Annotated in this window: 7 protein-coding genes and 1 pseudogene; 4 read left to right on the top strand and 4 right to left on the bottom strand. The window is 71.8% G+C overall.

The genetic code is table 11. From position 1 onward, the window contains the following. Positions 1-24: 24 nt before the first annotated feature. Positions 25-4,608, bottom strand: coding sequence for a P-loop domain-containing protein (locus KUTG_RS42760; protein ID WP_157495188.1), 4,584 nt, complete (start codon positions 4,606-4,608; stop codon positions 25-27). 92 nt (positions 4,609-4,700) lie between these two features. After that, positions 4,701-5,423 carry a LysR family transcriptional regulator substrate-binding protein gene (locus tag KUTG_RS42755; protein ID WP_084581559.1) on the bottom strand — a complete coding sequence of 241 codons (723 nt, stop codon included), beginning with the start codon at positions 5,421-5,423 and terminating at the stop codon, positions 4,701-4,703. Positions 5,424-5,522: 99 nt separating this feature from the next. Between KUTG_RS42755 and KUTG_RS42750 the strand changes: the two genes are divergently transcribed. Next, complete coding sequence (locus tag KUTG_RS42750; RefSeq protein WP_052396067.1) at positions 5,523-5,969, top strand: DUF5997 family protein; 447 nt, start codon at positions 5,523-5,525, stop codon at positions 5,967-5,969. Positions 5,970-5,976: 7 nt separating this feature from the next. On the opposite strand, the gene KUTG_RS42745 is transcribed toward KUTG_RS42750, so the two are convergent. Then, complete coding sequence (locus KUTG_RS42745) at positions 5,977-6,441, bottom strand: Lrp/AsnC family transcriptional regulator (RefSeq protein WP_043725297.1); 465 nt, start codon at positions 6,439-6,441, stop codon at positions 5,977-5,979. Positions 6,442-6,576: 135 nt separating this feature from the next. On the opposite strand from KUTG_RS42745, the gene KUTG_RS42740 reads away from it, so the two are divergent. Next, positions 6,577-9,909, top strand: coding sequence for an indolepyruvate ferredoxin oxidoreductase family protein (locus KUTG_RS42740; RefSeq protein ID WP_052396066.1), 3,333 nt, complete (start codon positions 6,577-6,579; stop codon positions 9,907-9,909). 167 nt (positions 9,910-10,076) lie between these two features. On the opposite strand, the gene KUTG_RS42735 is transcribed toward KUTG_RS42740, so the two are convergent. After that, positions 10,077-11,552 carry a serine/threonine-protein kinase gene (locus tag KUTG_RS42735; protein ID WP_255360975.1) on the bottom strand — a complete coding sequence of 492 codons (1,476 nt, stop codon included), beginning with the start codon at positions 11,550-11,552 and terminating at the stop codon, positions 10,077-10,079. 76 nt (positions 11,553-11,628) lie between these two features. Here KUTG_RS42735 and KUTG_RS42730 point away from each other — a divergent pair, with 76 nt between their 5' ends. Then, positions 11,629-12,327 (top strand): response regulator transcription factor, encoded by a 699-nt coding sequence (locus KUTG_RS42730; RefSeq protein ID WP_084580452.1) that lies wholly within the window; start codon positions 11,629-11,631, stop codon positions 12,325-12,327. Continuing rightward, positions 12,324-12,923 (top strand): annotated as a pseudogene (locus KUTG_RS42725) (HAMP domain-containing protein); the annotation flags it as partial. The gene KUTG_RS42730 and the pseudogene KUTG_RS42725, both read left to right, overlap by 4 nt.

Here is a 12,923-nt window from a genome sequence, read left to right as displayed (position 1 = left end):
TGTCCGGCACACCGAAATACGGTTTCAGGCAGACTCGGACCAGCGGGCCATCTGCTCGTCGGCGATCGTGGTGACGGCCAGCGGATCGATCCGAGCCAGGCCCGGCAGCGATTGCAGCCAATTCGGGGTGGTCAGCGCGACGGCGAGGGCTCGGCGGGCGCGTGGGATGAGCTGAGCACGGCGCGTCGTCGCCGCCAGCCCGGCCAGGGCGTTGGCCAGGCCGTCAAAGTCGCTCGGCACCAAGGCTTCGGCCGCGGCCAGCAACCTCTCCGCACGCGCCGCGTCATGGGGTCCGAGCGTGCCGACGACCGTGAGCAGCGCATGCCCGCGCGTGGCCGGATCGTCGATCTGGGCCAGGACGCCTTCGCAGCTGTCCGCGATCTGCGCCGCACGGGTGTCACCGGCGAGGGCCAGGTGCCCGGCGACGACGGCGAGGGCCATCGCCCGGGCCGGGAGTTCGGTGATCAGCTCGGCGTGCTGGATGGCCGGGTCGAACCGGCCCAGCATGGCGTTGGTGCGGGCGAGGTTGATCAACGCCTGGTCGCGCTCCTCGGGATACGGCATCTGGTCGATGAAGCCCAGCGCGCGGGCGGTGAGATCCGCCGTGACGTCGGGACGGTCGATCGCGCTGACCGCCCGCACCAGTGAGGCATAGGCCGCCGCCTGGAAGTCCGGGTGGTCGGCCACGTCGATCGCGTGGACCGTCTCGTCGATCAGGCGCGTCACGCGGTCGTGTCGCTGGAGGGTGGTCAAGGCCTCGATGAGGTCGCCCATCGCCTCGGCCCGGTAGATCAGCATGTCGTCCTGGTGGGCCAGCACCTCGACGAGATCGGCCAGGCGCAGGCAGCGTTCGGCGTCGCCGGTCGGCGCGACGGCCTTGGCCAGCTTGGCCAGGGCGCGCATCTGCATTCCCGCGTTGTTTTCCTGCCGCAGCAGCCTTTCCGCCTCACCGGCGACCTCGCCGGCGGTCAGCGTGACCAGATCGGCGAACACGGTGCTGTAGGGCCAGATAGGGGTGGCAATGCCGGCGGCGATCATCACCTCGTCGGCAAGGGCTCGGACCCGAGCGGCGTTCCCGGTGGTGGCCACGATCTTCGCGACGCCGACCAGCGCATGGGCCCTGGCCAGCGCGCCGTTCATCCGGTTCACGATCCGTCGGGCCAGCGCCTCGGCCCGGTCGAAGTTCCCGCTCAGCGCGTGCACCTGCACCAGCGCGGCCAGGTTGGATTCCCCCGAGCCCTGCCAGTGCAGTGCTTCCGCCTGTTCGGCCAGCCGACCGGCCCGGGTCCGATCGCCGCCGGTAGCCGCGGCCAGGGCCAGGGTGCCCAACGCCTCGGCTCGCCGATCGGGGTCGTCGATCTGCGCCGCGTAGGCCTCGGCGCTGTCGGCGATCCAGGCCGTCCAGGCGCCGTCCCCGATGGCCGAGACCTCGTTGATCAGTGCGGCCAGGCCGCGCGTCCGAAGTTGCGGAGTCGTGTGCCAGGCGTCCGGCACCAGCACGGCCAGTTGGTGAATCGCTTGCTCCACCTCACGGGCGAGCCGGGTCGCCCGCGCCTGGTCGCCCCGACGCGCGGCCACGCCGACCAGCTTCGTGAGCTGCGTCAACCGAATCTCACGGTCGGCGATCCGCCGGGCGACGGCTTCGGCCCGATCGAGGTCGCCGCCGGCGGCGATGACGGCGCCGAGCGTCGCCAGCGCCTGCTCCCGGTCGGAGGAGAAGCTGATTTGGTCCACAAAGGACGCCGCGTCGTCGGCCAGCCGCGCCGCCGACTCCGTCTCCCCGGCCGTGGCCGCCGCGCCGGCCAGGTCGGACAGCTTCTTGGCACGGCCGGGGGCGAAGTACTCGTCCTCGTATGCGGATCGTTCTCCGGCGGCGACGAGGCGAACGGCCCGTTCACGATCGCCGACCGCCGCGACCGCCACCACCAGGCCGGCCACGATGCCGCCCCGATCGAGGCGGCTGCCGGTGCTCAGGATCGCCTCGGCCTGGTTCGCGAGCTGGTGAACGTGGTCCGGAGCCCGACTGCTGTTCGCGGCGGCCACCAACCCGCCGATCGCCTCCAGCCCGAAGAAGTCGTCCACGTTCCGCGACACCAGCGCCTCGGCGTAGGCGAGGACCCGCACCGCGGACGGGTAATTGCCGGCCGCGGCGAGGGCTTCGACGAACATGAGCACATCTCGATAGAACACCTCGGCCCGTTCGAGACCGGCGTCGACTTCGTCCGCCAGGGCGGCCGCACGCGCGTGGTCGCCCGCCTCGGCCGCGATACGGGCCAGGTTCGCCAGGTTCTGCTGCCAGTCACCGTCGGTCAGCCCGCGGATGAGCGTTTCGGCCCGGTCCAGCCGGCCTAGCCCCGCCCACACCCGCGCCAGATCGCCTCGGAAGCTATCCGCCGCGTATCCGTCGAGCTGGCCGATGAGCGCCTCCACCTCGCGGGACGTGGTGACGACGGCGTCCTGGTCACCGATTGCGGCCTGGGCGGCCATCAGGTCGAGCAGCACGTATACCCGCGTATTGGCGAAGGTGACCTGCGGAAGGACGCGCTGAGCAGTCGCGACCAGTCGGCGCGCCCGTCCCTGGTCCGTGGCGGCGACGGCCGCCGCTGTCCGGGCCAGCGCGCTGACCTGTTCCGGAGGGACGTCCACCTGCGTCGCGATCGCCTCGGCGTCGCCGTTGCCGGCCATCGCGGTCACCAGTCGCAGCCTTGTCCGGGCGCGGTCCTCGACGTCCACCAACTGTCCGATATGGACATTCACCTGGCCGGCCAGCCGGTTCATGCGGGTCAGGTCGCCGGCCGCGGCCGCCACCCGAACAAGGCCGATGAGGGCGACGGCGGCGGTCCCGGCATTCCGGATCCGGCCCGTGAGCAGCTCCGCACGGTCCGGATCACCGGCACGGGCGACCGGTCCCGACACGATGGCCAGCAGGTTGTCCCGGCGCCGCTCCCCGCCGTCGTCGACCAACGCGACCAGGCCGTCGACCAGTTCGGTGGCCATGGCGCCCGCCGGCATCACGCCCAGCAGACTGAGGAGCGCGGACGCCTTCGGCAGCGGCTCGGTCGTCTCGACATGGGTCACGAGGTCGGCGGCGAACCGCAGGGCCTCCTTTTCGTGACCAAGGGTCGTGTGGGCGTGGACCAGCGCCAGCAGCACATCGCGACGGCTGGCCCAGTCCTGGATCCCCGCGGCGAAGCCTTCGGCGCGCACGGACTGGCCGATCAACGTCCACACGGCCGCCAGCTGCGCCGGCACGTCCGCGTTGCGATGCAGGAGGCTGGAGCGTTCGACGGCCAGCAGGCCCAGGCCGATCAGGTCCGGGCTGTGCTGCGTGGACAGGGCCTGCTGCGCGACCCGGATCTCGGTCAGCCCGAGCAGATCGCCGCCGGTCAGCGTCCGCATCCGGCGATGCCTCATGCGATCGGTCGCGTACCGAGCAAGGCGTTCGAGGTCGTCGACGGCGGCGAGGGCCTGGGGATAGCCCCGAAGCAGGTAGTGCGGGGTTTCCGCGGGCCAACCCGATTCCTGGTACGAGTCGGCCCACGTGCCCAGCCGGCGGTGATACCCGCTCAGACCGCCGCGTCCCAGGCTCTGCGTGGCCTCCTCGCGGAGCGTCTCGTGCGAGAACAGGTACACCGGCACGGACGGGTAGCCGGCCACCGGCGGGCCGGTCCAGCCCGAGACGCTGCGACCGAACGCACCCTGCAGCTGCCGGCGGATCTCGTACTCGGAGTGGTCGGTGAGCGCGGCGAGGTCGTCGACGGTCAGACCGCCGCCGGACGCGGCGATCAGCCCGAGCAGGTCGCGTTGCAGCTGTGGGCCGGCCAGTAGGCTGTCCAGCTCCAGGCCGGCGAGCCGGGCGACGGCGGCGGCGTGGGGCGACGCGGAGAGCTCGCGGACCCGGACCGTCCGAAGTGGATGGTCGTCGGGGACGTCGTCGGGCAGCCACAGCCGGGGCCGGCTGGTGACGAGCACCCGTACGGCCGACGGAGGCCGCCGCGGCAACAGGGCGGCGATGCTGGCCACCCCGGCCGGCCGCGTGTCCTCGTCGAGGCCGTCGATCACCAGAAGCAGCCGGCGATTCCACTGCTCGGCCTGGTCGGCCGCGTCGGCCAGCAGCTGGAGCATGTCGCCGACCTTGGCCCCGACCGTCGCCGTGCCGGTCGGCCGGTGCAGCAGGGCGGCCAGCTGCTCGGAGACCGCCGCGACGAACGCGCCGCTGTCCGACTGACCGCCCAGCCGGGCCGTCACGAAGAACGCCACGACGTCGATCCGGGTCGGTGGATGCAGCACGAGCCAGGCCGCCAGCGCCGACTTTCCCGCCCACGGGCCGGCCTGCCACCAGGCGTACGGGGCGTCCCCGGCGCAGAACCGACGCAGCTCGTCGAGCTCGGTGTCCCGGTCGAGCAACTCGTCCGGCGCGGTGTCCCGAACCTGGGCGCGGTAGGCCGCCAACACCGCCGCCGGCAGCCGTCCGGGCACGTAGTTGACGTTCACGTCGCCGTGCACCACGCCGGCCTGGACGACGACATCCGCGCTGCCGGAGAACGTGTTGTTCACCCACGGTCCGCCCTCGGGGGCCTCCGGCCGATCAGGTTCCGACGTCGCCACCCGGAGCACCTCCCAGGGTCGGGTTCGCGACCAGGGAATCGAACGTTTCAGGCACAGCGGCCCGAACGGCGGGAATTCACCCGCCCGGCCCATCAGCCTCGGCGGCGGGGCTTGCCCTTGCCTCCGCCACGCGTGGCGGAGGCGCCACGGCGCTGGTTGGCACCGGCGGACCGCGCCGGCTTCCCGCCGGTCGATTTCCCGCTGGCTGCTTTCCCGTTGGCTGGCTTCCTGCCGGCGGCCGGCTTGCTGGGCTCGGCGGCCTTGGCCGGTTCAGGCTGGGCTCCGCGGCTGCTGTTCACCGTCCGGCCCCGCACGATGCCGATGAACTGCTCCATCAGCTCGCTGGTCTCCCCCTCCAGCCACGCCAGCGCCACCTGCGAGGCCGGCGCGTCGGCGAAGGGCCGGTACGTGAGGCCCTTCCGGTGGTGCAGCCGGGCCAGCGACTGCGGCAGGACCAGCAGCCCCACGCCGGCCTCGACCAGCTCGACGGCGTCCTCGATGGTCGCCGGGCGCTCCAGGGCGGGCTTGCCCGGCAGCGGCTCCGTCCACTCCAGAACGTCGTCGAGCGGCTGGAAGACGACGTCGTCGGCCAGTTCCGCCGGCGTCAACGAGTCGGCGGCGGCCAGGAAGTGGTCCTTGGGCACGACGACGACGGTGGTCTCGATGTACAGCGGGATGGCGTGCAGGCCCGTGCGGTCGATAGGCAGCCGCAGGAGGACGGCGTCGGCGTCGCGAAGGCGAACCGCGTCCGCGGCGGCGGCCGGCGTCACCCGAACGAGGGTCAGCGGGACGCCGGGCATCCGCTCCTGCCACATGCGCACCCACTTGGCGGGAGTGACCCCGGGCACGTAGGCGAGCCGGAACGAGGCAGGTGCAGTCACGGGGGCCAGGTTACCGGCCACTACCCTGTGCCCATGACGTCGCAGAAGACACCCCAGACGATGAAGCCGGCGACCGCCGCGAAGAAGCTGGGCGTGTACCTGGAGGCCACGCCCGAGGAGTTCCGGGACGGGGTCGTCTCGCGCGACGAGCTGAACGAGCTCCAGGCCAACCCGCCGCAGTGGCTGACCGACCTGCGCCGCAACGGCCCGCACCCGCGCCAGGTGGTGGCCACCAAGCTCGGCGTCTCCATCGGCGGCCTGGCCCGCGGCGGCGTCACCGAGGCCCTCACCACCGACCAGATCGAGGCGCTCAAGACCGAGAACCCCGACTGGCTGGTGCACGAGCGCGAGACCCAGGCCGAGTTCCGGGACGAGCAGCAGCGCCTGAAGGACCGCGAGGCCAATCCTCCGGCCAAGCCGGCCGCGAAGGCCGCCGCGAAGCCCAAGGCCAAGGCCAAGCCGAAGGCCCGGAGCCGCTGACCCCGGCTCACTCCCCCTGGACGACCTCGAAGAGCGGGTCCACCCGGTAGGTGACGGGCTGGGTCAGGGACACGGCGGTGGTGCTGCGCAGCACGCCGGGGCAGGCCAGCACCGAGGCGACGACCTGGTGCAGGTGTTGGTTGCTGCGCGCGACCACGCGTACGAGCAGGTCGCCGGCGCCGGCGATGCCGTGGGCCTCCAGCACGTAGGGCACGGTCTTGAGACCGGCCACGGCCTCGTTGAAGCGCCCCTGGGCGACCTCCAGCGTGACGAAGGCGGCGACCTCCAGGCCCATGGCCTTGAGGTCCACGTCGCGGCTGCGATCGCTGACCACATCCCGTTCCAGGCGCTGGACACGGGCATGCGCGGTGTTGCGCGCGACGCCGAGCAGACTGGCCAGCTCGGTGATGCCGGCACGGGGCCGTCGCACCAGCTCACGCAGTATGCGCAGGTCCAGTGTGTCGAGAGTCACCGTTCTGCTCACTCCCTCGTCCGTTGAGCCATCCGTGCTGAGCATATCGCTCAATCGGACGAGCATTGTGTTGCGCAATAGCCCCCCTAGGACGTGCAATCTAGGTCAACCTGCGCAGGTTTTAGGAGGGTCGAAGTGTCCGATCGGCGGCTGCTCAACGGTGTGCACGCGCTGGCCCGGCTCCTCGTCGACCAGAGCGAGGCCGATCGCGCCCGTGGCTGGCGCACGGCCGGCCTGGTCTCGGGGTACCGGGGATCCCCACTGGCCGGGCTGGACCAGCTCCTGCTCAAGCAGGAGAAGCTGCTGACCGAGCACGACATCCGGTTCGTGCCGGGCGTGAACGAGGAGCTCGCGGCGACCGTGGTCTACGGCTCGCAGCTGAGCACGCAGCTGCCGGATCCGAGCTTCGAGGGCGTGTTCGGCCTCTGGTACGGCAAGGCGCCGGGTGTGGACCGCTCCTCGGACGCCTTCAAGCACGGCAACTGGATGGGCACGACTCCCAAGGGCGGCGTGCTCGCGGTGGCCGGCGACGACCCGGCGTCGAAGTCCTCGACGCTGCCGTCCAACTCGACGATGGCGCTGGCCGAGGCCATGATGCCGGTGCTGGCGCCGGCCTCGGTGGCCGATGTGCTGCGGCTGGGCCGCCTGGGCATCGAGATGTCCCGGTACAGCGGCACCTGGGTCGGCCTGACCATCCTGACCAGCATCGCCGACGCCACCGAGGTGGTGGACGTCGCCGAGCCGCTGGAGATCGTCACGCCGGAGTTCACCTGGCTGGGTCGCCCCTGGCAACCGACGCGCAAGCCGGGCGTGGACATCCCGTCGGCTCTGGCGATGGAACGCGAGGTGCTGGACGGCCGGCTGGCCGCGGCGACGGCGTTCGCCCGGGCCAACGGGGTCAATCGCATCGGGGGCGCGGGCGAGGGCGCGAAGATCGGGTTCATCGGTGTCGGACGGTCCTATGTGGAGCTTCGCGAAGCGTTGCACCGCCTGGGAATCGATGAGCAGATCCACCGCGTGCGGATGCTGCGGCTGGGCCTGGTGCACCCGCTGGACCAGGAGACGGTGCGGGAGTTCGCCGAGGGCCTGGACGAGATCGTGGTCGTCGAGGACAAGCGGGCCTTCGTGGAGCCGTTGGTCCGGGACGCGCTCTACGACCTGCCGACCCGGCCTCGGGTGCGGGGCAAGGACATCATCCCGGTCAACGGCGAGCTCGACGCCGACCGGATCGCCTTGTCCCTGACCACAATGCTGACGGAACGCTTCGGCAAGGACGCGGTGCACCCGTTGCCGCGCCGCCGTCCCCAGCTGACGCTCACGGCCGTGAGCCGGACGCCGTTCTTCTGCTCCGGCTGCCCGCACAACCGATCCACCGTGGTGCCCGAGGGATCCCTGGCCTCGGCGGGCATCGGCTGCCACGCGATGACCACGTTCATGGACCGCAGCCTCGGCATGACGCAGATGGGCGGCGAGGGCGCGACCTGGGTCGGCGCGGCCCCGTTCAGCGGCACCGGCCACATGTTCCAGAACCTGGGCGACGGCACGTTCTTCCACTCCGGCAGCCTGGCCGTCCGGCAGGCGGTGTCGGCCGGCACCGACATCACCTTCAAGCTGCTCTACAACAGCACGGTCGCGATGACCGGCGGCCAGGACGCCGAGGGCGCCATCGACCCGGTCGGCGTGACCCACCTCCTGCACGCCGAGGGCGTCGCGAAAATCGTTGTGGTGACCGACAATCCGCGCAAGTACTCGCGCGGCACGGCATGGGCCACGGGCGTGACGGTCAGGCATCGTGACGATCTCGATGCGGTGCAACGCGAACTCCGCACGGTCAAGGGCACCACGGTCCTGCTCTACGACCAGGCCTGCGCGGCGGAGAACCGCCGCAAGCGCAAGCGGGGCCTGGCGCCCGAGCCGGAGCAGCGGGTGTTCATCAACGAGGCGGTGTGCGAGGGCTGCGGCGACTGCGGCGCCAAGTCCAACTGCCTCAGCGTGGAGCCGGCCGACACCGACTTCGGCCGGAAGACCCGGATCGACCAGACCTCGTGCAACAAGGACTTCTCCTGCCTGCTGGGCGACTGCCCGTCGTTCATGACGGTCGTGCCCGGCGCCGCCAAGGCCAAGGTCCGCCCGCCGGAGCTGTCCGCCGACCTGCCGGAGCCGGCGCACAGGCCGGGCCAGGCCAACGTGGTGCTGGTCGGCGTGGGCGGAACCGGTGTGGTGACGGCGAACCAGGTGCTGGCCAACGCGGCCCTGTTGGACGGCATGGACGCCCGCGCGATGGACCAGACCGGCCTGAGCCAGAAGGCCGGCGCGGTGGTGTCGCACCTGCGGATCGGCCCGGAGCACCGGGAACGCCCGGGCCTGGTCGGCCTCGGTGCGACCGACACCTACCTGGCGTTCGACGCCCTCGCCGCCACGTCTTCGTCCAATCTGGACCGTTGCGCCCCCGACCGCACGGTCGCCGTGGTGTCGACCAGCCAGACGCCGACGGGCGAGACCGTCACCGACCCGGGCAAGGTTCTTCCGGCCAGCGCAACGCTTCTCGGCACCATCGCGGACCGCACGATCGGCGGCCGCATGATCACCGTGGACGCGCTCGGCGTGGCCACCCGGCTGTTCGGCAGCACCACCGCCGCGAACTTCCTGGTGATCGGCGCGGCCTACCAGTCGGGTCTGCTGCCGATGAGCGCCGAGGCGATCGAGGCGGCCATCGAGCAGAACGGCGTCGGCGTCGCCACCACCGTGCAGGCCTTCCGGGCCGGCCGCAAGCTGGTGCTCGATCCGACCTGGCCGTCCACCGAGGACAACGCCACCCCGGAGCTCCTCCGCGCCGAGCCTTTCCTCGACCAGGCCAGGGAAATCCTGGCCGAGGCCGGCATCGACTCGCCGGTCGCGCTCACCCGCGCCGCCGATCTGATCGGCTACCAGGACACGCGCTACGCCCGCCGGTACGTCGACGTTCTCGCCGGGGTGGAGAACGAGGCCGTACGGGAGGTCGTGGCGCGCCAGCTCTACAAGCTGATGGCCTACAAGGACGAGTACGAGGTGGCCCGCCTGCACCTCGACCCGGCCGTGCGCCAGCAGTTCGGCCCGGACGCCAAGGTCAAGGTCATGCTGCACCCGCCGCTGCTGCGGGCGCTGGGCATGCGCCGCAAGCTGGCCCTGGGCCGCACCGCCGGTCCGGCCTTCCGCGTGCTGCGCTCGATGCGCCGGCTGCGCGGCAGCCGGCTCGACCTGTTCGGGCACACCTCGCTGCGCCGGCTGGAGCGGGAGCTCATCACCGAGTACGTGGCCGTCGTCGAGCAGCTGGGCGGCGCCCCCGACGAGCTGGCCATGGGCATCGCCGGCCTGCCCGACCTGGTCCGGGGCTACGAGGAGATCAAGGTGGAGTCGGTGCGCAAGTACCGGGCGCGGCTGGCGGAACTGGTCGCCGAGCTGGGTAAACTTCCCCAGAAGGTGTGCTGAGTCCGTATTTTTGGGAGAGCTGCCCCGGCTCCAGAAGGGTGAGGAGCCGGGACAGCGGGCCCATCCCCGTTACGGGGGGTGAAACGGGGATCGGCAGGAACGACGCTACGTCGCGAAACGTGACCTCGTGACGTCAAAAAAGCCGTCGCCGCGCGGGCGAACACGCGCTATCCGGCGGACACCACGTACCCGAGCGTGCCCTCCTTGGTGACCTTGGGACTCTCGCAGTTGGCGATCACCGAGTCGAAGTGGCTGTTGCCGGCGTTGCACCGGTACAGCGCGGTGGCGGCGACGCCGGCCGGCTTGTTCTGGAAGACGTAGCCGAGCAGGCCGAGGGAGGTCTGGCCCTCGCAGTTGCCGGTCTGGTCGACGGAGCTGAAGTGGTCGTCGGTGGTCTTCATCTTGCACGAGTAGAGCTTGATCGTGCCGGGCTCGGCCTTGGCCACCAGCGAGCCGAGCGACCCCTCGCGGGTGAAGCCGGCCGGCACGGCGGCCTTGGGCGTGCCGCTGAAGTGGAAGCCCTTGGGGTTGTGGTATCGGGTCAGCAGGGCCAGGACCAGCGGCGGCTTCGAGGTCGTTGTGGCGGTCGGTGTCGTCGTGGTCGCCGAGGTTGTCGTGGTGGCCGACGACGTCGTGGTGGCGGCGGTGGTCGTGGTCGGCAGCGCCGAGGTGGTGGTCGTCGCCGTGGTCGAGCCGATCGCTGCGGCCGAGGCGACCCCGTCCTGCTGGCCCGAACCGCTCAGCAGCACCGCGGACGTCGTGGCCACGGCCACCACCGCGACGGCCGCTCCCCCGATGAAGAACGCCTTGCGGCGACCGGGTTTCGGCTCGTCCTCCCACGGGTCCACCGGCCGCGTGGCCGCCGGGCGCTCGCCGCCGGCCAGCACCTGGCGCACGTCCACCGGCGACCAGCGCTGGTACGGATCCTGGATCAGCAGGCCCTTGATCACGTCGGCCAGCGGACCCTGGCAGTGCTGGAGGTGGGCCTCCTCGTACATGATCGCGTGCAGGGTGGCGGCGGTCGTGTCGCGGTGGAACGGTCCACGGCCCTCGACGGCGTGGAACAGGGTGGCCCCGAGCGCCCACAGGTCGGAGGCGGGGCTGGGAAAGCCGCCGTTGAACAGCTCCGGGGCCATGTAGCCGGGCGAGCCGAGCACGCCGCTGGCGGTGTGGCCGGGATCGTCCATGGCGCGGGCGATGCCGAAGTCGGCCAGCTTCACCCGGTCCCCGGGCAGCAGCATCACGTTGCTGGGCTTGACGTCCCGGTGCACGACGCCGGCCGCGTGCGCGACCTCCAGCGCGGCCAGCAGGGCCAGGCCGATGTTGGCCACCCGCTGCGGGTCGAGCGGGCCCTGCGCGGCCATGATGTCGGCCAGCGTCGGGGCCTCGACCAGCTCCATCACCACGAACGTGGACCCGCGGTCGGTGAGCACGTCGTACACCGTGACCACGCCCGGGTCGTTGAGCCGGCCGGCCGTGCGGGCCTCGCGCAGCACGCGGTCCATGCCGCCCGGCGGGACCTGGATCTCCTTGAGCGCGACCTGCCGCCCGATGACCCGGTCGTCGGCGCGCCACACCACGCCCATGCCGCCGCGGCCCAGCTCGCCGACGATGACGTAGCGGTCGGCCACCACCCGGTTCACGCTTCTCCTACCCCCTCCACGAGACCTTCACATCTTCCGCCATCGCTCTCCACGGCCCGCGTCTAGGGTCGGTCCCATGGCAGAGGGACGGCCTTCGGTCGAGCAACGCAGGGTGCTGGTCGTCGACGACGAACCGACGATCGCCGAGTCGGTGGCGGCACGGCTGCGGGCCGAGGGCTTCGCGGTGGACATCGCCGCCGACGGGCCGTCGGCGGTGGCCGCGGCCAGCGCGCGGCGGCCGGATCTGGTGGTGCTCGACGTGATGCTGCCCGGCTTCGACGGGCTGGAGGTGTGCCGGCGGATCCAGGCCGAGCGGCCGGTCCCGGTGCTGATGCTGACGGCCCGCGACGAGGAGACGGATCTGCTGGTCGGGCTGGCCGTCGGCGCCGACGACTACCTGACCAAGCCGTTCTCCATCCGCGAGCTGGCCGCCCGCGTGCACGCCCTGCTGCGCCGCGCCGGCCGGGCCGAGCAGCTGGAGGGGCACCGCATCGTGCTGGCCGACCTGGAGATCGACGTCGTGGAGCGGCGGGTGCACCGGTCCGGCGACGAGGTGCACCTGACGCCGACCGAGTTCCAGCTGCTGGTGCACCTGGCCGGGCGGCCGCGGGCGGTGCTGCCCCGGGAACAGCTGCTGTCCGAGGTGTGGGGGTGGAACGACGGCGCCAGCACCCGCACCGTGGACAGTCACGTCAAGGCATTGCGACGGAAGCTCGGCGCCGACCTGATCCGGACCGTGCACGGCGTCGGCTACGCGTTGGAGGTGCCGAGATGACGGTGACCAACCGCGTGGTGGCGGCGCTGCGGCGGCTGCCCCGCCCGCTGGACCCGGTGCGGTCGATCAAGCTCAAGCTGGGCATCGTGGTGGTGGCCTCCGGCGCCACCGCGCTGGCCTTCTTCTGGTGGCGGATCGGCTGGCTGCCGCCCGCGACCGCCGCCGTGGCCATCGTGCTGGCCCTGTGCACCTCGCAGGTGCTGGCCCACGGCATGACGCGGCCGCTGCGGGCCATGACCGCCACCGCCAAGTCCATCGCCCGCGGCCAGTACCAGGGCCGGGTGCGGGACCACCGCCAAGGACGAGGTCGGCGAGCTGGCCATGGCCTTCAACCAGATGGCCGCCGACCTCGGCGCCGCCGACCAGCAGCGCCGTGACCTCATTCGCCAATGTCTACGAGCTGCGGACCCCCATCACCGCACTTCAGGCCGTGTTGGAGAACGTCGTCGACGGCGTCGTGCCGGCCGATCCGGACACCATGAAGACCGCCCTGGCTCAGACCCAGCGCCTCGGCCGGCTCGTCGAGGAGCTGCTCGACCTGTCCCGCCTGGACGCCGGCGTGCTCACCCTGGCCCGCGAGCCGCTGGAGCTGGCCC

It is taken from the genome of Kutzneria sp. 744 (assembly GCF_000568255.1).
Lineage (GTDB): Bacteria > Actinomycetota > Actinomycetes > Mycobacteriales > Pseudonocardiaceae > Kutzneria.
This window is presented reverse-complemented; position numbering and strand designations above follow the sequence as displayed.

Coding starts and splice junctions, on each gene's coding strand:
- KUTG_RS42755 (WP_084581559.1), bottom strand. CDS start 5,423: ATGTGGCAGGAGCGGATGCCCGGCGTCCCGCTGACCCTCGTTCGGGTG.
- KUTG_RS42750 (WP_052396067.1), top strand. CDS start 5,523: ATGACGTCGCAGAAGACACCCCAGACGATGAAGCCGGCGACCGCCGCG.
- KUTG_RS42730 (WP_084580452.1), top strand. CDS start 11,629: ATGGCAGAGGGACGGCCTTCGGTCGAGCAACGCAGGGTGCTGGTCGTC.